A 19320-nucleotide genomic window follows, 5' to 3' on the forward strand; every position below is an offset into this window, starting at 1 on the left:
ACGACCCTCGGCGCCGGGTCCCTGACGTGGTTGCTTCGGTGGTGCGCACCGGGAGGAAACGGTGCGGAGGTGACACAGGGAGAGGGATGCCGCATGGGGTACGGAACGGACGTGGCGAGGTTCCGGGCGAGGCTGCGGGCGATGGTCCGCGGGGACGGCGGGACCGGCCGCTCGGTACGGGGCATGCGCTGGGAGGCGCTGGTGGCGGGGATCGCCATGGCCGCGGTGGTCGGCGCGCTGCTGCTCGTGCTGCCGGACGGGCGGGCGGAGGAACCCGCAGGGAAGAACGCCTCGGCACAGATGGCGAAGAAGGTCGAGACGTCGATATCCCGGAAGGCCGAGTCCGGCGGCAAGGCGGTGAACCTGACCCTCGACGACGGTCCCGACCCGCGCTGGACCCCGAAGTTCCTGGCGCTGCTGAAGGCGAACGGCGTCAAGGCGACCTTCTGCATGGTCGGCCCCAACGCCCAGCGGAACCCGGAGCTGGTCAAGCGGGTGGTCGCGGACGGGCACCGGCTGTGCGACCACTCGATGAGCCACGACGTCTCCATGGACCGCAAGCCCGTCGCGTACCAGGAGAAGGAGATCCTGGAGGCCAAGCGGCTGATCGAGGACGCCTCGGGCGGTGCGCCGGTGCGCTACTACCGCGCGCCCGGCGGCGCCTTCACCCCGGAGAGCCGGAAGATCGCGGCGGAGGCGGGGATGCGTCCGCTCGGCTGGAACGTGGACCCGAAGGACTTCGAGCGGCCGGGCGTGGACAAGATCGTGTCGAACGTCAAGGAGCAGCTGGCCAAGGGTCCGACCGTCCTGCTGCACGACGGCGGCGGCAGTCGCGAGCAGTCACTGGCGGCCCTGGAGCGGCTGATCCCCTGGTTCAAGGAGCAGGGGTACGCCTTCTCCTTCCCCGAGGCGTGATCCACGGCTCCGCCCGCCGCGTCGCCCCATTTCGTCCTCTTGACGATAACCAGGAGAGCCCCCTATCGTCGTACTGACGAAAAGGGGGCTCTTCCCATGGCCGACATCACCCGGCGCCTCGGCTGGCGCCATCTGCGCTCCGCGCCCACCGCCCATGTGCGCCACCACCGGCGGGGCGAACTCGTCCACGACGGCGCGGGACTCAGCTTCTGGTTCCGCCCGCTCACCGCGGCGCTCTCCGAGGTGCCGGTGGACGACCGGGAGCTCGCGGTCGGCTTCCACGCCCGCACCTCCGACTTCCAGGACGTGACCGTGCAGGCCACCGTCACCTACCGGATCAGCGACCCCGCCGTGGCCGCCGCCCGGCTGGACTTCTCCGTGGACCCCGACACCGGCGCCTGGCGCGGCACCCCGCTGGAGCAGATCTCCACGCTGCTCACCGAGACCGCCCAGCAGCACGCCCTGGACGTGCTGGCGCGCACCGCGCTGTCGGCCGCCCTGGTCGACGGCGTCGCCGCCGTGCGCGAGCGGATCGCCCAGGGCCTGGCCACCGAACCCCGGCTGGCCGCGACCGGCCTGGAGGTCGTCGCCGTGCGCGTCGTCGCGCTGCGCCCCGAGCCCGAGGTGGAGCGCGCCCTGCGCACCCCGGCCCGCGAACAGATCCAGCAGGAGGCCGACCGGGCCACCTACGAGCGCCGCGCCGTCGCCGTCGAACGCGAGCGCGCCATCGCCGAGAACGAGCTGGCCAGCCGGATCGAACTGGCGCGCCGCGAGGAGCAGTTGGTCGAGCAGCAGGGCGCCAACGCCCGGCGCGAGGCCGAGGAGAACGCCGCCGCCGACGCGGTACGGGCCGGGGCCGAGGCCGCCCGCAAGGTCCGCCTCGCCCGGGCCGAGGCCGACGCCGCGCGCGCGGTCGGCGAGGCGCGGGCCGCGGCCCAGGCCGCCTGGCTGCGGGTGCACGCCGAGGCCGACCCGGCCACCCTGCACGCCCTCGCCGCCACCCGGCTCGCCGAGAACCTCCCGCGCGTCGAGAGCCTCACCCTCACCCCGGACGTCCTCACCGGGCTGCTCCAGCGGCTCGGCCGGGGCGGCGACCAGCGGTGAGCCTGGCCCCCCGCGCGGTCCTGGTGCACCGCACCACCGAGTACGAGGAACTGCTCGTCCGGCACGGCACCCACGGCCAGGCCGCCTTCTTCCTCTCCACCCGCGGCCGCTCCATCGACGAGGTGGCCGCCCGCCACCACCGCGCCCGGCGCGCCCTCGCCGACGTCGCCGCGGCGGTGCCGCTCACCTGGCGCCGCACCCGCGTCGAGCGCGCCGACCTCGACCGCTTCCTCTTCGCCCCCGAGGACGTGGTGGTCGTGGTCGGCCAGGACGGCCTGGTGGCCAACACCGCCAAGTACCTCGCGGGGCAGCCCGTCCTGGGCGTCGACGCCGACCCCGGGCGCAACCCGGGCGTGCTGGTCCGCCACCGCGCGGGGGACGCGGCCCGGCTGCTGCGCGCGGCGGCCTCGGCGGCGCCGGCCGTGGACGAACTGACCATGGTCGAGGCCGTCGCCGACGACACCCAGCGGCTGCTCGCCCTCAACGAGATCTACCTCGGCTCCCCCGGCCACCAGACGGCCCGCTACCACCTCGGCCCCGACGACGACGCCGCGCGGGGCGAGGCCCAGGCCTCGTCCGGCGTCCTGGTCGGCACCGGCACCGGCGCCACCGGCTGGCTGCGCTCGGTGTGGCAGGAGCGCGGCGGCGCCCCCGACCTGCCCGCCCCGGCCGAGTCGCGGCTGGTCTGGTTCGTGCGCGAGGCCTGGCCCTCGCCCGCGACCGGCACCTCGCTGGTCGCCGGTGACCTGCGCGCGGGCGCCCGGCTGCGGCTGACCGTCGAGTCGGACCGGCTGGTCGCGTTCGGCGACGGCATGGAGGGCGACGCCCTGGAACTGACCTGGGGCCAGACCGTGCGCCTGGGGATCTCCGCCACGACGCTGCGCCTGCTGGACTAGGGCGTGTTGCGAAAGTCCCGCCTGCCCCGCGACGCCTGGCACGCACGCTCGCTGCGTTGTCGGGATCACCCAAGTACGCCCAGTACGAGGATGACCCTCCGCCTTGCGAGCGCACGCACCAGACGCCGCGGGGCCCGCCCTCCGGGCGGACGGCGCTACTTTCGCAACACGCCCTAGTCGACCACTTCCGCCTCCGGCGCCTCGCCGAACCGGGACAGGAAGAGCGCGCCCGCCACCGCCACCGCGAAGCCCAGCACCGCGAGCCAGCCGAGCCCCTCCCGGGTCCGGTCGCCCAGCCACACCACCCCGACCAGGGCCGGACCCACCGTCTCGCCGACCACCATCCCGGCGGTCGCCGTGGTCACCGCCCCCTTCTGCAGCGCGGACGTCAGCAGCAGGAACGCCGACGCGCCGCCCAGCAGGAGCGCCCACAGGGCCGGGTTCGACAGGTCCACCCGGTCGATCAGCCGGACCGCCACCTCCACCACCCCGAAGCCGCACCCGGCGCCGAGCCCCAGGACCAGCGCCCGGGGCCGGTCGGGCAGCCGGCCGCCGGCCAGCCCGACGGCCAGCACCCCGAGCGCCGCGCCCAGCAGCGCCCAGGGCAGCGCGCCGGGACCGGAGCCCGAGCCCTCCGCGCCGGACGCCAGGCCCAGCATCGCCAGGCCCCCGCAGACCACCGCGACGGCCGCCCACTCCCGGCCGGTCAGCCGCACCCCGAGCAGCCGCGACGCCACCACGGCCGTCACCGCGAGGCTCGCCGCCAGGGCCGCGCCGACCGCGTAGATGGGCAGCGAGCGCAGGGCCACCACCTGGAGCACGAAGCCCAGGCCGTCCAGCCCGAGCCCGGCCACGTACCGCCACTGCCGCACCGCGCGCAGCAGCAGCGCCGCGTCCACCCCGGAGCCGGAGCCGGGGGCCGTGGCGCGGGCCGCCGCGGCCTGCAGCACCGACGCCGTACCGAAGCAGACCGCCGAACCGAGCGCGCAGATCATCCCAATGAGCACATAGCGACTCTAGTTGGGGAGGCTTCGTGGACCGGCCTTACGGGCGCGTGGCCCCGCCCTCTAGTGTGTGCGTTCGGCCGGTCGCGAGATGGCCGGAAAGCGACGGGAGGGACCCGGACATGCGCAGGCTCAGGTCGAGCACGGTCGTGCTCGGCGGCATGGGCGTCCTCGCGGCGACGATCACGTCCTGCGGCTCGGAGCCCGACAAGCGGTGCGTGGACCCGTTGACCCAGGAGACGCTCCCCAGCTACGAGTGCAAGAGCGGCGGCTCGGGCGGCACCGGCCGGTACTACTACGGCGGCAGCGTCAGCAAGGGCAAGGCGTCCGGCGGCAGCTTCGACAAGAGCGCCGTGGACCGCGGCGGCTTCGGCTGCTCCGGCTCCTCCGGCGGCTGAGCCCCGCCCCCCCCGTGCGACGCCACACCATCGAACCCCGCCCCGGCTGGCAGCGGACCGTCGAGGAGCAGGGCCTGGTCTACCCGCTGACCCGCCACCCCGACGGCTCGCTGCGCCCCTACTGGGACGAGAGCGCCTACTACTCCTTCACGCTGCCCGAGGTCGAGGCGCTGGAGGAGACCGTCGAGGAGCTGCACGCCCTGAGCCTGGCCGCCGCCGCGCACATCGTCGAGCACGACCGCTTCGCCGACCTCGGCATCACCGACCCCCGGCTGCGCGACCTGGTCGCCGAGTCCTGGCGGCGGCGCGCCGAACTCCCCAGCCTCTACGGCCGGTTCGACCTGCGCTACGACGGCACCGGACCGGCGAAGATGCTGGAGTACAACGCCGACACCCCCACCTCACTGGTCGAGGCGGCCAGCCCGCAGTGGTTCTGGATGGAGGAGCGCTTCCCGGGCGCCGACCAGTGGAACTCGCTGCACGAGCGGCTGGTCGAGGCGTGGCGGCGGCAGGCCCCGCTGCTGCCGCCGGGCCCGCTGCACTTCGCCCACTCCGAGGGCGACGAGCTCGGCGAGGACCTGATGACGGTCGCTTACCTGCGCGAGACCGCCGAGCAGGCCGGGCTCGCCACCGAGGCGCTCTCGGTGGAGCGGATCGGCTGGGACCGGCTCTCGGGGCGGTTCGTGGACGAGCGGCTGCGCTTCATCCGCAGCTGCTTCAAGCTCTACCCCTGGGAGTGGCTGGCCACCGACCCGTTCGGCCCGCACGTCCTGGACACCCTGGACAACGGCGGCTCCACCGGCACCACCTGCTGGATCGAGCCCGCCTGGAAGATGCTGCTGTCCAACAAGGCGCTGCTGGCGGTCCTCTGGGAGCTCAACCCCGGCCACCCCAACCTGCTGCCCTCCTACCTCGACGGCCCCCGCGAGCTCGCCACGGCCGGCGGGTACGTCGCCAAGCCGCTGCTCGGCCGCGAGGGCGCGGGCGTCACCGTCCACGAGCCGGGCGCCGCGCCCGTCCCGCGCGACGAGCCCTGCTGCTACCAGGAGCTGGCCCCGCTGCCGGACTTCGACGGCAACCGGGTGGTGCTCGGCGCCTGGGTCGTCGAGGACGAGGCGGCGGGGCTCGGCATCCGGGAGTCGGCGGGGCTGATCACGGACGAGTACGCCCGGTTCCTGCCCCACGTGATCCTCTGAACCGCCGCCGCCTCGCTCCCGGTTCCTTCACTCCCTGACGTAGTCCCGCAGCGGCGCCGGCCGCAGCCCCGCCGCGTCGGCCGCCGCGAGCGCCCGGGCGAGGTCGGCCGCCAGGGTGTCGTTGAAGTGCAGCAGGATGATGTCGCCGCGCTGCAGCCGCGGGGTCGGGGGCGTCCAGCCGCCCCAGGTGGTGAAGTCGTACGTCCAGGTGACCAGCGCCTTCGCCCCGCAGGCCCGGGCCACCGTCCGGGTGTCCTCGTCGTACGTCCCGTACGGCGGGCGCAGCAGCCGGGGCTCGAAGCCGAAGGTGTTCAGCTGGCTCTCGCGCGCCCCGCACGCCTGGGCGCGCTGGGCGTCGGCGGGGAGCGTGGCCAGGTCCGGGTGGTCGACCGTGTGGTTCTCCAGCCGGGACGGGCCGTGGTCCAGGAGCGTACGGAAGTACTGCGGGTCGTAGGAGTAGGCGCCCGGCAGCACGAACAGCGACGCGGGCACCCGTCGGTCGAGCAGCAGCTTCGCGGCGGCCGGGTCGTGGGTCCAGCCGTCGTCGATGGTGATGAAGACGACCGGGTCGGCCGTCTCCACGTGGGAGACGACCGGGACGGGCTCGGGCCAGCCGCGGTCGGCGGCCCGGGCGGGGCCCGCCAGGAACGCGAGCGGGACGAGGGCGGCGAGCGCGGCGCGCAGGGCGCGGCGCATGCGGGGTCTCGGCATGCGCCGCATCATTGGTCCAGACCAACTCCCGCGTCAATACCCGTACTTGAGCGGGTTTTCCGGGGGCTGGGGGCCAGGGCCGGGACACCTGGCCGTCCGACCCGCGTCCGGCCCGCGTCCGGCGACCGGGGCCGGGGTCCGGGGCCGGGGTCCGCGACCGGGCCGCAGACCGAAGCCGTGGCCGCGTCCGGCGACCGGGGTGCCCCGGGTGCCGGGCCCGGCCCCGAAGCCAGAACCCGGCCCCCGACGTGTTCACTCTCCGGACAGCACCGCCCTCAGCTGGTCCAGGCCCCAGTCCAGGTCCTCCTTGCTGATCACCAGCGGCGGGGCGAGCCGGATCGTGGAGCCGTGGGTGTCCTTCACCAGGACGCCGCGCTCCATCAGCCGCTGCGAGACCTCCCGGCCGGTGCCTCGGTCGGGCTCGACGTCCACGCCCGCCCACAGCCCGCGCCCGCGCACCCGCGCCACGCTCCCGCCGCCCACCAGCAGGCCCAGTTCGTGGTGCAGGTGGTCGCCGAGCTCGGCGGCGCGCTGCTGGTACTCCCCGGTGCGCAGCATCGCGATCACCTCCAGGGCCACCGCGCACGCCAGCGGGTTCCCGCCGAACGTCGACCCGTGCTCACCCGGCTTGAACACCCCCAGCACGTCCGCGCCCGCCACCACCGCCGACACCGGCACCACACCGCCGCCCAGCGCCTTGCCCAGCACGTACACGTCGGGCACCACGCCCTCGTGCTCGCACGCGAACGTCTTCCCGGTGCGGCCCAGGCCCGACTGGATCTCGTCCGCCATGAAGAGCACGTTCCGCGCGCGGGTCAGCTCGCGCACCCCCGCCAGGTAGCCGGGCGGCGGCACCAGCACCCCCGCCTCGCCCTGGATCGGTTCGAGCAGCACGGCGACGGTGTCGTCGGTGAGCGCGGCCTCCAGCGCGGCCAGGTCCCCGTACGGCACGACGTCGAAGCCCGGGGTGTAGGGCCCGTAGTCCTCCCGCGCCTCGGGGTCCGTGGAGAAGCTGACGATCGTGGTCGTCCGGCCGTGGAAGTTGTCGCCCGCGACGACGATCCGCGCCCGTCCGTCCGGCACCCCCTTCACCCGGTAGCCCCACTTGCGGGCGGTCTTCACGGCGGTCTCCACCGCCTCCGCCCCGGTGTTCATCGGCAGCACCATCTCCTTGCCGCACAGCTCGGCGAGCTGGGTGCAGAAGTCGGCGAACCGGTCGTGGTGGAACGCCCGCGAGGTGAGCGTCACCCGTTCCAGCTGTGCCTTGGCGGCCTCGATCAACCGCCGGTTCCCATGACCGAAGTTGAGCGCCGAGTACCCGGCGAGCATGTCGAGGTACCGGCGGCCCTCGACATCGGTCATCCAGGCGCCCTCCGCCGTGGCGACGACCACGGGCAGCGGGTGGTAGTTGTGCGCGCTGTGCGCCTCGGCGGAGGCGATGGCGTCTTGCATGATCGACACGGGTTCTCCGTTCGTCCTGCGGCGTGGGGCGAGGGTGGCGCCCCTTTCTATCGTCGCTCGCGATGCGGACGAAGAAACCCGCGTTCCGACGCGCCAGCTAGTCTTGGCCCACGCGCGGCGACTGGCGTACGGGGAACGAACCCCGGGGGAGCCGCGCGCGGACCGACCGCTACGAGGGTGCCGCCCGCCTGGGGACCCCGGGACCCATCCCGTACGGAACGTCCCGGAGGACGCCATGACCCTTCCCCCGCGCCACCCCGCCCTCAGCGCCACCGACCCCGAACTGGCCGCGCTCGTCGACGCCGAGGAGCGCCTGCAGGCCGACACCCTGCGCCTGATCCCCAGCGAGAACTACGTCTCCGCCGCCGTCCTGGAGGCCTCCGGCACGGTCCTGCAGAACAAGTACAGCGAGGGCTACCCCGGGCGCCGCTACTACGAGGGCCAGCAGAACATCGACCAGGTCGAGGCACTCGCCGTCGCCCGCGCCAAGGCGCTGTTCGGCGTCGACCACGCCAACGTCCAGCCCTACTCCGGCTCCCCGGCCAACCTCGCCGTCTACCTGGCCTTCGCCGAGCCCGGCGACACCGTGATGGGCATGGCCCTGCCCATGGGCGGCCACCTCACCCACGGCTGGGGCGTCTCCGCCACCGGCAAGTGGTTCCGCGGCGTCCAGTACGGCGTGCGCCGCGACACCGGCCTGATCGACTTCGACGAGGTCCGCGCACTGGCCCTCAAGGAGCGCCCGAAGGTCATCTTCTGCGGCGGCACCGCACTGCCCCGCACCATCGACTTCGCGGCCTTCGCCGAGATCGCCCGGGAGTGCGGCGCGGTCCTCGTCGCCGACGTCGCCCACATCGCCGGCCTGATCGCGGGCGGCGCCCACCCCTCGCCGGTCCCGCACGTCGACGTGGTCTCCACGACCACCCACAAGACCCTGCGCGGCCCGCGCGGCGCGATGCTGATGTGCACCGAGGCGCACGCCAAGGCCATCGACAAGGCGGTCTTCCCCGGCCTCCAGGGCGGCCCGCACAACCAGACCACCGCGGGCATCGCCGTCGCCCTGCGCGAGGCCGCCCTGCCCTCCTTCCGCGACTACGCCGCCTCGGTCGTCGCCAACGCCAAGGCCCTCGCCGCGGAACTGCTCGCCCGCGGCTTCGACCTGGTCTCCGGCGGTACCGACAACCACCTGGTCCTGATGGACCTCACCCCCAAGGACGTCCCGGGCAAGACCGCCGCCAAGGCCCTGGACCGGGCCGGGATCGTCGTGAACCACAACACCGTCCCCTACGACACCCGCAAGCCCTTCGACCCCTCCGGCGTCCGCATCGGCACCCCCTCGCTCACCTCCCGCGGCCTGCGCACCGAGCACATGGCCACCGTCGCCGACTGGATCGACCGGGGCGTCGCCGCGAGCCGCACCGGCGACGAGGAGGCCCTGCTGAAGATCCGCGCCGAGGTCGCCGACCTGATGGCCGCCCACCCCGCCCCGGGCCTCCCGCTGGGCGACCCGGCCTGACGGACCCGGAGGGCCTGACGGCCCCTCGCGTGCCGAGGAGCTCCTGACGGGGTTCCTCGGCGCGTGCGGGCCGACCCGACCGGCCCGTCCGCCGCCCTCACGGCACCGATCGCGCGACCTCCACCGCCGCCGCCCGCGCACCCTCGCCCTCCAGCCGGAACGTCAGCGCGTCCCGCGTCCACAGCAGCGTCGGCCCCGCCGTGCGCGACGGCCAGTCCCACGTGCCGCCGCCCTCGCGCAGCGGCAGCACCAGCTCGTGCGGCGCCGCGAACCAGTACGCCTGCCGCCCCCGCCCCAGCTCCACCCACTCCGGCGCCACCCGCACCGTCTTGCCGAACACCCCGTCCAGCTCCGCCGAGAACTCGTCGAGCCGCACCGTCCCCGCGCCCCGGCCCCAGCACAGGCTCACCACCGTCCGCCCCGCGCCCGCCCGCACCACCGCCACCGCGTCCGGCTCGCCCAGCGCCACCGGCACCCGGGGCGCGAACCCGGCCAGCCGCGCCGCGTCCGCCAGCCCCATCGACGGCGCGCACCCCGGCACCGCCGCCAACTCCGGGGACGGCGCCGACGGGTCGTACCGCACGGCCACCCCGCCCAGGCCCAGCCAGTCCGCGACGGCCGCCCGCACCGGGGGAGTGAGCGCGACCACCACCAGGACCCCCGACAGCGAGGCGGCCAGCGCCCGGCGCCGCCGCAGCAGCCGGCCCAGCGCCCGCGCCGCCCGCCCCGGCGCCGCGGCCACCGGCACCGGGGCGCCCTCGTCCGCGATCCGGCCGAGCACCCGCGCCGCCATGTCCGCGCCGTCCACCTCCGGCGTGCGCAGCCCGCGCCCCAGCTCCCGCAGTTCCCGCGCGACGTGCCGCTCCAGCGGGGTCAGCTCCTCGTCCTCACCCATGCTCCTCACCCCCTTCCGTGGTCAGCGCGGGCGCGGGCAGCAGCTTGCCCAGCTTCCGCAGTGCCCGGCTCAGCCGGGACTTCACCGTGCCCCGGGGCCAGCCGAGGACCCGCGCGGTCTCCGCCTCGTCCATCTCCAGGAGGTAGCGGCAGGTGACGACCCGGCGCTGCTCCTCGCTCAGTCCGTCCAGGGCCCGGGCCAGCTCCCGGCTCCGCTCCCGCTGCTCGGCGGCCACCGCCGGGTCGGCCGACTCCGGTATCAACGGCTCCGCCGAGGAGCCCCGCAGCTCCGCCTCGCGCCCGGCGAGGGTGCGCCGCCGGGCCGCCGAACGCACTGTGTTCCTCGTCTCATTCACGACGATCCGCAGCAGCCACGGCCGGAAGGACTCGCCCTCCCGGAACGCCCCCAGCGAGCGGTACGCCTTGAAGAACGCCTGCTGCACCACGTCCTCCGCGTCCGCCCCCGCGCCGAACGCCACGGCCGCCCGGAGGGCCACGCCCGTGTGGGCGCGGACCAGTTCCGCGTACGCCTCCGGCTCCCCGGCGCGCACCCGGGCGATCACCGAGCCCTCGTCGACGACGATGCGGCCCCCCTCCCGCGTCCTCACGCCCTTGATACACCGCAGCCCCCGGATCGGTTCCCGCCGTGTCCGCGGCACCTGAGAGAATGAGGAACATGGCCTCTGCTGACAGCCCCCGCGTGCTTTCCGGAATCCAGCCCACCGCGGGCTCGTTCCACCTCGGCAACTACCTCGGCGCCGTGCGCCAGTGGGTGGCTCTGCAGGAGTCCCACGACGCCTTCTACATGGTCGTCGACCTGCACGCGATCACCGTCCCGCAGGACCCGGCGGAGCTGCGGGCCAACACCCGCCTGGCCGCCGCCCAGCTGCTCGCGGCGGGCCTGGACCCCGAGCGCTGCACGCTGTTCGTCCAGAGCCACGTCCCCGAGCACGCGCAGCTCGGCTGGGTGATGAACTGCCTCACCGGCTTCGGCGAGGCCTCCCGGATGACCCAGTTCAAGGACAAGTCCGCCAAGCAGGGCGCCGACCGCGCCACGGTCGGGCTGTTCACGTACCCGATCCTGCAGGTCGCCGACATCCTGCTCTACCAGGCCCACGAGGTGCCGGTGGGCGAGGACCAGCGCCAGCACATCGAGCTGACCCGGGACCTGGCCGAGCGCTTCAACGGCCGCTACGGGCAGACCTTCACCGTGCCGAAGCCGTACATCCTCAAGGAGACGGCGAAGATCTTCGACCTGCAGGACCCGTCGAGCAAGATGAGCAAGTCGGCGGCCAACCCCAAGGGCCTGGTCAACCTGCTCGACGACCCGAAGACCACGGCGAAGAAGGTCAAGAGCGCCGTCACCGATACCGACACGGTGATCCGCTTCGACCCCGAGGGCAAGCCGGGCGTCAGCAACTTGCTCACGATCATGTCCACGCTCACCGGCACCGGCGTCCCGGAGCTGGAGAAGAGCTACGAGGGCAAGATGTACGGGGCGCTGAAGACCGACCTCGCCGAGGTCATGGTCGACTTCGTCACCCCCTTCAGGGACCGCACCCAGCAGTACCTGGACGACCCGGAGACGCTGGACGCGATCCTGGCCAAGGGCGCCGAGAAGGCCCGCGCGGTGGCCGGCGAGACCCTGGCGCGCACGTACGAGAGGGTCGGCTTCCTGCCCGCCAAGCACTGACCCGGGGGCGGCGGCGGAGCCCCGGGTACCCGGGACGCCCATCGCGTGCCCACTCCAAGGACCCTGGCCACAACGGAGGTGCAGCCGCCAGACTGGCGGCTGCACGCACCACACACACGACGGAGGAGAACGACGTGGGGACCGTAACGCTCGGCGTTTCGATCGCGGTCCCGGAGCCCTACGGCAGCCTGCTCCAGGAGCGGCGCGCGGGCTTCGGTGATCCCGCCGCGCACGGCATCCCCACGCACGTCACCCTGCTGCCGCCGACCGAGGTCGCCCCGGCGGACCTGCCGGAGATCGAGGCGCACCTGGCCGGGGTCGCCTCCCGGGTGCGGCCCTTCCCGATGCACCTCGCGGGCACCGGCACCTTCCGGCCGCTGTCCCCGGTGGTCTTCGTGCAGATCGTCGAGGGCGCCCCGGAGTGCACCCGGCTCCAGGCCGAGGTGCGGGACGCGTCCGGGCCGCTGGTGCGCGAGCTGCAGTTCCCGTACCACCCGCACGTGACCGTGGCGCACGGGATCGCCGAGGAGGCGATGGACCGGGCGTACGCGGAGCTGGCCGACTTCGAGGCGGCCTGGACCTGCGACTCCTTCGCGCTCTACGAGCAGGGCGCGGACGGCGTGTGGCGCAAGCTGCACGTGTACGACTTCGGCGGCGGCGTCCCGGTCACCGGCGTCCCCGCGCAGGGCTCCCCGGTGGACGAGCCGGCGGCCACCGCCTCGTAACCCCGCGAGCAACCCCGCCCGTGGCCCCGCGAGCAACCGCGCCCGCGGCCCGGGCTCAGACCGGCAGCCGCCGGAACAGCGGTCGCGGCACGTGCCGCAGCGCCGACATCACCACCCGCAGCGTCCCCGGCACCCACACCGTCTCCGCGCGCCGCCGCAGCCCCGCCTCGATCGCCGTGGCCACCGCCTCGGGGGTGGTCGCCAGGGGCGCCTCCGCCATCCCGGCGGTCATCTTCGTCCGTACGAAACCGGGCCTGACCACCATCACGTGCACGCCGGTGCCGTGCAGCGCGTCGCCCAGGCCCTGGGCGAAGGCGTCGAGCCCGGCCTTGGACGAGCCGTAGATGAAGTTGGCGCGGCGGGCCCGCTCCCCGGCGACCGAGGAGAGCACCACCAGCGAGCCGTGCCCCTGGGCCTGCAGGGAGCGCGCGCAGACCAGGCCCGCGGAGAGCGCGCCGGTGTAGTTCGTCTGGGCGACGCGCACGGCGGCGAGGGGCTCGGCCTCGTCGGTGGCCTGGTCGCCCAGCACGCCGAAGGCGACCAGGACCATGTCCACGTCCCCCTCCGCGAAGACCTTGCCGAGCACCTCCTCGTGGGTGTCGGGCGCCAGCGCGTCGAAGGCGACCGTGCGCACGTCCGCGCCCAGCCCGCGCAGCGAGGCGGCGGCCTCGTCCAGGGCGGGGGAGGGGCGCCCGGCGAGGAAGACGGTGCGGGTGCGGCGGGCGACCAGGCGGCGCGCGGTGGCGAGCCCGATCTCGGAGGTGCCGCCGAGGACGAGTAGGGACTGGGGGGTGCCGAAGGCGTCCTTCAAGGTCATCTCCTGGGAGGGGAAGGGCTGCTAGAGGGCGAGCCGGCGGGACAGGTCGGAGGTGAACACCCCGCGCGGGTCCAGCTCGGCGCGCAGGGCGCGGAAGGCGGGCAGCTTCGGGTACATCGCGCGCAGCACCTCGGGCCGCACCCGGGAGTCCTTGGCGAGGTAGACCCGGCCGCCCGCCGCGGCGACCTCCTCGTCCAGCTCGTCGAGGAACGTGCCCAGGCCGGACAGGGCCGCCGGGATGTCCAGGGCGAGGGTCCAGCCGGGCACCGGGAAGGACAGCCAGCCGGGGTCGCCCTCGCCGAAGCGCTTGAGCACGGCGAGGAAGGAGGGGCAGCCGCGCCGGGAGATGCGGCGCACCACCCGGCGCAGGGTCTCCTCCTGGCCGTGGCCGACGACGAACTGGTACTGGACGAAGCCGTGCCGCCCGTAGATCCGGTTCCAGTGCGGGACGCCGTCCAGCGGGTGGAAGAAGGTGGAGATCTTCTGCAGCTCGCCGGTGCGCCGCCGGGGCGCCCTGCGGTACCAGAGCTCGTTGAAGAGGCCGACCGTGGTGCGCCCGAGCAGCCCGCCGGGCACGAACTCCGGTGCGGAGGGCAGCTGTCCGGGCCGGAACCTGAGCGGTGCGCGCCGGGCCCGGGCGGGCAGCGCGTCGTGCGGCGCGTGCTCGCCGCGGGTGAGGACGGCGCGGCCGGTGGCGGCGCCGCGGGCGAGCAGGTCGATCCAGGCGACCGAGTAGCGGTAGCGGTGGTCGGTGGCGGTGAGCCGGGCCATCAGGTCGTCGAGGTCGGTGGCGCGCTCGGTGTCGACGGACATCAGGGAGGTCTCGACCGGGTGCAGGGAGAGGGTGACGGAGAGGATGACGCCGGTCAGGCCCATGCCCCCGGCGGTGGCGTCGAAGAGGTCGGTGCCGGGCAGCACGGTGCGCACCTCCCCGTCGGCGGTGAGCAGCTCCAGGGACCGCACGTGGCGCGAGAAGGACCCGCTGACGTGGTGGTTCTTGCCGTGGATGTCGGCCCCGATCGCGCCGCCCACCGTCACGTACCGGGTGCCCGGGGTGACCGGCACGAACCAGCCGAGGGGGAGCAGCACCTCCATCAGCCGGTGCAGGCTGACGCCCGCGTCGCAGACCGCGGTGCCGTTCTCGGCGTCGATGGAGCGCACCCGGTCGAGGCCGGTCATGTCGAGCACCGCGCCGCCCGCGTTCTGCGCGGCGTCCCCGTAGGCCCGGCCGAGGCCGCGCGCGATGCCGCCGCGCGCGCCGACGGTGCGGACGGCGTCCGCCGCCTCGTCGTAGGTGCGCGGGCGCAGGACGCGGGCGACGGTCGGGGCGGTGCGTCCCCAGCCGGTGACCGCGGCGGTGTCGTGGTGGGTGTCGGCAGCCATACCCGCGACCGTAGCGCTCCGCTTGTGGCAATTGTCGGTTCTGTCGATGACTCGCCGAAATGGGTGATTAAAGGAGTGTCATCAAAGATTGCCCGTCCCCGGGCCGTCCGCCGAGCGAGAGTCGCCCCTGCACGGACGAAAGGGGTGGCCCATGGGACGCATCGAACGCGCGGGCACCGGCGCGGACCGCCGACTGCTCGCCGCGCTGCGCGACTGCGGAGGCCAGCCGCAGGTCGCGGCCGTCGCGCGGGCGCTGTCGGCCGGCGGCGAGCACGGCGCGCTGTGGCTGGCGGCGGGACTCGCGGGCGCCGCCGCCGACCGCGGCCGCCGGGCCGCCTGGCTGCGCGGCACCGGTCTGGTCGCCACCGCCCACCTGGCCAGCATCGGCGTCAAGCGGGTGGTACGCCGCCCCCGCCCCGCCCGCGCCGTCTTCGACCCGCTCGTGCGCACCGCGGGACGCCACTCCTTCCCCAGCTCGCACGCCACCTCGGCGGCCGCCGCCGTCGTCGCCTTCGGCGCGCTCGGCCCGGTCGGCCGCCACCTGCTGCCGCCGCTGGCCGCCGCCATGTGCGTGTCCCGGCTGGTCGTCGGCGTGCACTACCCCACCGACGTGGTCGCCGGGGCCGCCCTGGGCGCCCTCACCGTGCGGCTGGCCGGGAAGCGGGGCCCCCGTGTCTGAGCGCAGCACCGCCCTCCTGGAGATCCCCGAGCCGGCCCGCCGCCAGGCGCCCGCCCGCCGGGCGCTCGGCCTGCCGGCCGGCCTGGTGCGCACCGCGCGCCCCCGCCAGTGGGTCAAGAACGTCCTGGTGCTCGCCGCCCCGGTGGCCGCGGGCGAGCTGGTCTCCTGGCGCACCGCCCTGCACCTGGCGCTGGTCTTCGTGCTGTTCACCGCCGCCGCCGCGGCCGTCTACCTGGTCAACGACGCGCGCGACGCGGAGGCCGACCGGGCGCACCCGGTCAAGTGCCGCCGCCCGGTGGCCGCCGGGGACGTGCCGGTGCTGGTGGCGTACGCAGCGGGCGGGGTGCTCGCGCTGGCCGCGACCACCGGCGCCGCGGTGCTGTGCAACCCGATGACCGCCGCGCTGCTCGCCGCGTACCTGCTGATGCAGCTCGCGTACTGCGTGCGGCTCAAGCACGTGCTCGTCGTCGACCTGGCCGTGGTCACCACCGGCTTCCTGATGCGGGCGATGATCGGCGGCGTGGCGCTGGACATCCCGCTGTCGCGCTGGTTCCTGATCACCACCGGCTTCGGCGCGCTGTTCATGGTCTCCGCCAAGCGCTACTCCGAGGCCGTGCAGATGGCCGGGCGCGGCGGCGCCACCCGCGCGCTGCTCACCGAGTACACCACCGGCTACCTGCGCTTCGTGTGGCAGCTGGCCGCCGGGGTCGCGGTGCTCGGCTACTGCCTGTGGGCGCTGGAGAGCGGCAACACCGCCAACGGCTCGCTGCTGCCCTGGCGCCAGCTGTCGATGATCGCCTTCATCCTCGCGGTGCTGCGCTACGCCGTGTTCGCCGACCGGGGCACCGCGGGCGCCCCCGAGGACGTGGTGCTGCGCGACCGCGCGCTCGCCGTCATCGGCCTGGTCTGGCTCGCGCTGTACGGGATGGCGGTCACCGACCTGTGACGGTCACCGGCCGCGAGGTCGCCGCCTTCGCCGCCGCGGGCCTGGCCGCGTACGCCGCCGACCTGGCGCTGTTCCTGTGGCTGCGCGGGCCGCTCGCGATGGACCCGCTGACCGCCAAGTCCCTGTCCTTCGTGGCCGGGTGCACCGTCGCCTACCTGGGCAACGCGCTGGGGACCTACCGGCGCGGACGGACGGGCCTGCGCGAGTACGCGGTGTTCTTCGCGGTGAACGTCGCCGGGGCCGCCGTACAACTGCTCTGCGTCGGCGTCTCGCACTACGGCCTGGGGCTCACCTCCGCGCGCGCCGACACCGTCTCGGGGCTCGGGGTCGGCATGGCCCTGGCCACCTGCCTGCGCTTCTGGGGGACACGGACGCTCGTCTTCCGCACACCGGCGCCGGTCCGGGGTAGTCGTAGTCCATGGACTGGCTGACCAAGCTCCCCGTCGTGGGACCCCTCGTGGCGCGGCTGCTGCGCACGCACGCGTGGCGCTCGTACGAGACCCTCGACCGCGTGCACTGGACGCGGCTCGCCGCCGCGATCACCTTCACGAGTTTCCTGTCGCTGTTCCCGCTGATCACCGTGGGTGCGGCGGTCGGCGCGGCGCTGCTCAGCCAGAAACAGCTCGACGAACTCCAGGCGAAGATCTCCGAGCAGGTGCCGGGCATCTCCGACCAGCTCGACCTGCAGGCCCTGGTCTCCAACGCGGGCACCATCGGGGTGGTCGCCGGCGCGCTGCTGCTGTTCACCGGCATCGGCTGGGTCGGCTCGATGCGCGACTGCCTGCGGGCGGTGTGGGAGATCGACGACCTGGACGAGGGCAACCCGTTCGCCCGCAAGGGCAAGGACGCGCTGGTCCTGGTCGGCCTCGGCGCCGCCGGGCTCACCGCGTTCGCCGCCTCCGCGGTCGGCTCCACGGCCGTCGGCTGGAGCGCCCGCCAGACCGGCATCTCGGAGAGCGGCTGGGGCGGGGTGCTGCTGCAGGTCCTGGCGCTGCTGGTGGCGGCGCTCGCGGACTTCCTGCTGCTGATGTACGTCCTGACGCTGCTGCCCGGCGTCCAGCCGCCGCGCCGCCGCCTGGTGGTCGCGGGCGTGCTCGGCGCGGTCGGCTTCGAACTGCTGAAGCTGCTGCTCGGCAGCTACATGAAGGGCGTGGCGGCGAAGTCCATGTACGGCGCGTTCGGCACGCCGGTCGCGCTGCTGCTGTGGATCAGCTTCACCGCGAAGCTGCTGCTGTTCTGCGCGGCCTGGACGGCCACCCCGTCCAAGGACGCGGACGGGGCGGCCGGCGAGGGGCCTTCGGACGAGCCGGGGACTACGGGCGCGGACGGCGGCGTACGAGATCGGGCAGCGGCCACTTCCGGTTGATCAGGAACGCGCCGCCCGCCAGCAGCACCAGCAGGCCCCCGGTGACCGCGAGGGCGGTGCCCACGCCGCCCGACGACTCGTGCGCCGCCAGGCCCGCCTTCACCGGGGCGCCGCTCTTGCCCCTGGCGGCCTCGGAACCCTTGTTCCCGGCGGTCTCGGCGGACTTCGGCGGGACCAGCTCACCGACCGGCTTGACCTTGCCGAGCGCGGCGAAGCCCCAGTCGAACAGCCGGGCCGTCTCCTTGTAGACCGCGTGGCTCTCGCCGGAGGACGGGTTCATCACGGTGACCAGCAGCACCCGGCCGTTGCGCTCGGCCACGCCCGTGAAGGTCGCGCCCGCGTGCGTGGTGTTGCCGTTCTTGACGCCCGCGATGCCCTTGTAGGGGCTGATGCCGTAGTCGCCGGTGAGCAGCCGGTTGGTGTTCTGGATCTCGAAGGAGTCGCGCTTCTTGCCGTCCTGCTCGCCGGGGAACTTGGCCCGCGCCGTCGCCGCGTACTCCCGGAAGTCCTTCTTCTGCATGCCGCTGCGCGCGATCAGGGTGAGGTCGTACGCCGAGGAGACCTGGCCCGGGGCGTCGTAGCCGTCGGGCGAGACCACGTGGGTGTCCAGCGCCTGGAGCTCACCGGCGTGCGCGTTCATGTCGGTGACCGTCTTGGGGACGCCGCCGTTCATCGAGGCCAGCACGTGCACCGCGTCGTTGCCCGAGCGCAGGAACACCCCCAGCCACAGGTCGTGCACCGAGTAGCTGAGCTTCTCCTTCACCCCGACCAGGCTGGAGCCCTCGCCGACGTCGGCGAGCTCGCTCGGGGCGACCGTGTGCTGCTGCTCCTTGGGCAGCCGCGGCAGCACGGTGTCGGCGAACAGCATCTTCAGCGTGGAGGCCGGGGGCAGCCGCCAGTGCGCGTTGTGCGCGGCGAGCACCTCGCCGCTCTCCGCGTCCGCCACCACCCAGGAGCGCCCGGAAAGCTCCTTGGGGAGTACGGGGGCGCCCGCCCCCAGGTTGACCTGCGTGCCCGGGCGGCCCAGCTGCGCGCCGCCGACGGTGGACATCAGCCCCGGCGGCTGCGGCTGCTTCGGCTGCTTGTCGTCCGTCTTCCCGGAGGCCGCGCCCCCCGAGGGGGTCGGGCCGGGGGCGGCCAGCGCGGGCGCGGCGGTGAGGGCGGGCAGCAGCGCGGCGGCGGCGACCGTCAGAGCGGTCTTCTTCAAAGCGGACACGAGCGAGAACGTACAGGGCCGCGGCGCCGATCCGGACACCGGCGCCGCCGCCCCGCCCAAGGTCCGCCGGGACAGCCCAGTACCACCCCGGCCGGTGGCGGCGGGGCCGCCCGACGATACTGATCCCATGAAGCTCAGCCGTTCCGCCTCCTGGTTCCTGCTCGCGTTCGGGGTGTGGAGCTGGTTCATCTGGATTACCTTCGCCCGCAATCTCTGGAAGGACGGGAGCGGCCTCGCCTTCGAAGACGGCGAACCCACCGCGTACTTCTGGGTCCACCTGCTGCTCGCCATGACGTCGTTTCTCCTGGGGACGGTGGTCGGGGTCATCGGGTTGCGTGGCGTGCGCGCATTGCGACGCGGGCAACACCCGGATCAGGGATAAGGGACAGGGAGCCGGACC

General features: G+C 74.4%; 21 protein-coding genes. 13 read left to right on the plus strand and 8 right to left on the minus strand.

Annotated features, from left to right (window positions below; all coding sequences use genetic code 11):
- The first annotated feature begins 141 nt into the window (after window positions 1-141).
- The 3 genes from ABT160_RS16855 (at window position 142) to ABT160_RS16865 (ending at window position 2915) form a co-directional block, all read left to right on the plus strand.
- Window positions 142-915 carry a polysaccharide deacetylase family protein gene (locus tag ABT160_RS16855; RefSeq protein ID WP_502984243.1) on the plus strand — a complete coding sequence of 258 codons (774 nt, stop codon included), beginning with the start codon at window positions 142-144 and terminating at the stop codon, window positions 913-915.
- A gap of 96 nt (window positions 916-1011) precedes the next feature.
- Entirely contained in the window at window positions 1012-2019 is a 1008-nt protein-coding gene (locus ABT160_RS16860) for an SPFH domain-containing protein (protein ID WP_351648209.1), read from the plus strand.
- Window positions 2016-2915 carry a hypothetical protein gene (locus ABT160_RS16865; protein WP_351648211.1) on the plus strand — a complete coding sequence of 300 codons (900 nt, stop codon included), beginning with the start codon at window positions 2016-2018 and terminating at the stop codon, window positions 2913-2915. The genes ABT160_RS16860 and ABT160_RS16865 overlap by 4 nt, the downstream gene beginning before the upstream one ends.
- Window positions 2916-3088: 173 nt before the next feature.
- Here the strand turns inward: ABT160_RS16865 and ABT160_RS16870 are convergent, their stop codons facing one another.
- Complete coding sequence (locus ABT160_RS16870; RefSeq protein ID WP_351648272.1) at window positions 3089-3910, minus strand: DMT family protein; 822 nt, start codon at window positions 3908-3910, stop codon at window positions 3089-3091.
- A 131-nt stretch (window positions 3911-4041) separates the two neighbouring features.
- On the opposite strand from ABT160_RS16870, the gene ABT160_RS16875 reads away from it, so the two are divergent.
- Together ABT160_RS16875 and ABT160_RS16880 are read left to right on the plus strand one after the other, a co-directional pair.
- A complete protein-coding gene (locus ABT160_RS16875) occupies window positions 4042-4317 on the plus strand; it encodes a hypothetical protein (RefSeq protein ID WP_351648212.1) in 276 nt (91 codons plus the stop codon).
- 14 nt (window positions 4318-4331) lie between these two features.
- Window positions 4332-5513 carry a glutathionylspermidine synthase family protein gene (locus ABT160_RS16880; RefSeq protein ID WP_351648213.1) on the plus strand — a complete coding sequence of 394 codons (1182 nt, stop codon included), beginning with the start codon at window positions 4332-4334 and terminating at the stop codon, window positions 5511-5513.
- 27 nt (window positions 5514-5540) lie between these two features.
- Here the strand turns inward: ABT160_RS16880 and ABT160_RS16885 are convergent, their stop codons facing one another.
- On the minus strand, window positions 5541-6224 hold the full coding sequence (locus tag ABT160_RS16885) for a polysaccharide deacetylase family protein (protein WP_351648214.1): 684 nt from the start codon (window positions 6222-6224) through the stop codon (window positions 5541-5543).
- A gap of 252 nt (window positions 6225-6476) precedes the next feature.
- Entirely contained in the window at window positions 6477-7676 is a 1200-nt protein-coding gene (rocD, locus tag ABT160_RS16890) for an ornithine--oxo-acid transaminase (protein ID WP_502984244.1), read from the minus strand.
- Window positions 7677-7920: 244 nt separating this feature from the next.
- Here rocD and glyA point away from each other — a divergent pair, with 244 nt between their 5' ends.
- Window positions 7921-9201 carry a serine hydroxymethyltransferase gene (glyA, locus tag ABT160_RS16895; protein WP_351648217.1) on the plus strand — a complete coding sequence of 427 codons (1281 nt, stop codon included), beginning with the start codon at window positions 7921-7923 and terminating at the stop codon, window positions 9199-9201.
- 97 nt (window positions 9202-9298) lie between these two features.
- Here the strand turns inward: glyA and ABT160_RS16900 are convergent, their stop codons facing one another.
- Together ABT160_RS16900 and ABT160_RS16905 are read right to left on the minus strand one after the other, a co-directional pair.
- Window positions 9299-10096, minus strand: a complete 798-nt coding sequence (locus tag ABT160_RS16900; RefSeq protein WP_351648218.1) for a hypothetical protein — start codon at window positions 10094-10096, stop codon at window positions 9299-9301.
- On the minus strand, window positions 10089-10703 hold the full coding sequence (locus tag ABT160_RS16905) for an RNA polymerase sigma factor (protein WP_351648219.1): 615 nt from the start codon (window positions 10701-10703) through the stop codon (window positions 10089-10091). Before ABT160_RS16905 ends, ABT160_RS16900 begins: the two co-directional genes overlap by 8 nt.
- Window positions 10704-10762: 59 nt before the next feature.
- Between ABT160_RS16905 and trpS the strand changes: the two genes are divergently transcribed.
- On the plus strand, window positions 10763-11788 hold the full coding sequence (trpS, locus tag ABT160_RS16910; RefSeq protein WP_502984239.1) for a tryptophan--tRNA ligase: 1026 nt from the start codon (window positions 10763-10765) through the stop codon (window positions 11786-11788).
- A gap of 134 nt (window positions 11789-11922) precedes the next feature.
- The gene (locus ABT160_RS16915; RefSeq protein WP_351648221.1) at window positions 11923-12513 is read left to right on the plus strand and encodes a 2'-5' RNA ligase family protein; all 591 of its coding nucleotides are present in this window, start codon (window positions 11923-11925) and stop codon (window positions 12511-12513) included.
- A 55-nt stretch (window positions 12514-12568) separates the two neighbouring features.
- Here ABT160_RS16915 and dprE2 read toward each other — a convergent pair whose 3' ends face one another.
- Both dprE2 and dprE1 read right to left on the minus strand, forming a co-directional pair.
- Window positions 12569-13324 (minus strand): decaprenylphospho-beta-D-erythro-pentofuranosid-2-ulose 2-reductase, encoded by a 756-nt coding sequence (dprE2, locus tag ABT160_RS16920; protein WP_351648274.1) that lies wholly within the window; start codon window positions 13322-13324, stop codon window positions 12569-12571.
- Between the two features lie 27 nt (window positions 13325-13351).
- Window positions 13352-14713: a decaprenylphosphoryl-beta-D-ribose oxidase gene (gene dprE1, locus ABT160_RS16925; protein WP_351648223.1), complete on the minus strand. Its 1362-nt coding sequence runs from the start codon at window positions 14711-14713 to the stop codon at window positions 13352-13354.
- 151 nt (window positions 14714-14864) lie between these two features.
- On the opposite strand from dprE1, the gene ABT160_RS16930 reads away from it, so the two are divergent.
- Genes ABT160_RS16930 through ABT160_RS16945 form a run of 4 tightly spaced genes read left to right on the plus strand, consistent with a single transcriptional unit; the run spans window position 14865 to window position 17704 of the window.
- Window positions 14865-15392, plus strand: coding sequence for a phosphatase PAP2 family protein (locus tag ABT160_RS16930; RefSeq protein WP_351648224.1), 528 nt, complete (start codon window positions 14865-14867; stop codon window positions 15390-15392).
- Window positions 15385-16338: a decaprenyl-phosphate phosphoribosyltransferase gene (locus ABT160_RS16935; RefSeq protein ID WP_351648226.1), complete on the plus strand. Its 954-nt coding sequence runs from the start codon at window positions 15385-15387 to the stop codon at window positions 16336-16338. Before ABT160_RS16930 ends, ABT160_RS16935 begins: the two co-directional genes overlap by 8 nt.
- On the plus strand, window positions 16335-16769 hold the full coding sequence (locus ABT160_RS16940) for a GtrA family protein (RefSeq protein WP_351648227.1): 435 nt from the start codon (window positions 16335-16337) through the stop codon (window positions 16767-16769). Before ABT160_RS16935 ends, ABT160_RS16940 begins: the two co-directional genes overlap by 4 nt.
- Complete coding sequence (locus ABT160_RS16945) at window positions 16757-17704, plus strand: YihY/virulence factor BrkB family protein (RefSeq protein ID WP_351648228.1); 948 nt, start codon at window positions 16757-16759, stop codon at window positions 17702-17704. Before ABT160_RS16940 ends, ABT160_RS16945 begins: the two co-directional genes overlap by 13 nt.
- Here ABT160_RS16945 and ABT160_RS16950 read toward each other — a convergent pair.
- Complete coding sequence (locus tag ABT160_RS16950; RefSeq protein ID WP_351648230.1) at window positions 17652-18920, minus strand: D-alanyl-D-alanine carboxypeptidase family protein; 1269 nt, start codon at window positions 18918-18920, stop codon at window positions 17652-17654. The two genes, ABT160_RS16945 and ABT160_RS16950, sit on opposite strands and share 53 nt — an antisense overlap.
- A gap of 127 nt (window positions 18921-19047) precedes the next feature.
- Between ABT160_RS16950 and ABT160_RS16955 the strand changes: the two genes are divergently transcribed.
- A complete protein-coding gene (locus ABT160_RS16955; protein ID WP_351648231.1) occupies window positions 19048-19302 on the plus strand; it encodes an SCO4848 family membrane protein in 255 nt (84 codons plus the stop codon).
- The last annotated feature ends 18 nt before the right edge of the window (window positions 19303-19320 follow it).

The sequence above is a fragment of the Streptomyces sp. NPDC001941 genome (assembly GCF_040296945.1).
In the GTDB taxonomy this organism is placed as follows: Bacteria; Actinomycetota; Actinomycetes; order Streptomycetales; family Streptomycetaceae; genus Streptomyces.

Excerpts from the sequence above, each read along its gene's own strand:
- ABT160_RS16885 (WP_351648214.1), bottom strand. The coding sequence starts at position 6,224 with ATGCCGAGACCCCGCATGCGCCGCGCCCTGCGCGCCGCGCTCGCCGCC.
- ABT160_RS16900 (WP_351648218.1), bottom strand. The coding sequence starts at position 10,096 with ATGGGTGAGGACGAGGAGCTGACCCCGCTGGAGCGGCACGTCGCGCGG.
- ABT160_RS16875 (WP_351648212.1), top strand. The coding sequence starts at position 4,042 with ATGCGCAGGCTCAGGTCGAGCACGGTCGTGCTCGGCGGCATGGGCGTC.
- dprE1 (WP_351648223.1), bottom strand. The coding sequence starts at position 14,713 with ATGGCTGCCGACACCCACCACGACACCGCCGCGGTCACCGGCTGGGGA.
- rocD (WP_502984244.1), bottom strand. The coding sequence starts at position 7,676 with ATGCAAGACGCCATCGCCTCCGCCGAGGCGCACAGCGCGCACAACTAC.
- ABT160_RS16855 (WP_502984243.1), top strand. The coding sequence starts at position 142 with ATGGTCCGCGGGGACGGCGGGACCGGCCGCTCGGTACGGGGCATGCGC.
- ABT160_RS16930 (WP_351648224.1), top strand. The coding sequence starts at position 14,865 with ATGGGACGCATCGAACGCGCGGGCACCGGCGCGGACCGCCGACTGCTC.
- ABT160_RS16945 (WP_351648228.1), top strand. The coding sequence starts at position 16,757 with ATGGACTGGCTGACCAAGCTCCCCGTCGTGGGACCCCTCGTGGCGCGG.
- glyA (WP_351648217.1), top strand. The coding sequence starts at position 7,921 with ATGACCCTTCCCCCGCGCCACCCCGCCCTCAGCGCCACCGACCCCGAA.
- trpS (WP_502984239.1), top strand. The coding sequence starts at position 10,763 with ATGAGGAACATGGCCTCTGCTGACAGCCCCCGCGTGCTTTCCGGAATC.
- ABT160_RS16870 (WP_351648272.1), bottom strand. The coding sequence starts at position 3,910 with ATGATCTGCGCGCTCGGTTCGGCGGTCTGCTTCGGTACGGCGTCGGTG.
- ABT160_RS16860 (WP_351648209.1), top strand. The coding sequence starts at position 1,012 with ATGGCCGACATCACCCGGCGCCTCGGCTGGCGCCATCTGCGCTCCGCG.
- ABT160_RS16955 (WP_351648231.1), top strand. The coding sequence starts at position 19,048 with ATGAAGCTCAGCCGTTCCGCCTCCTGGTTCCTGCTCGCGTTCGGGGTG.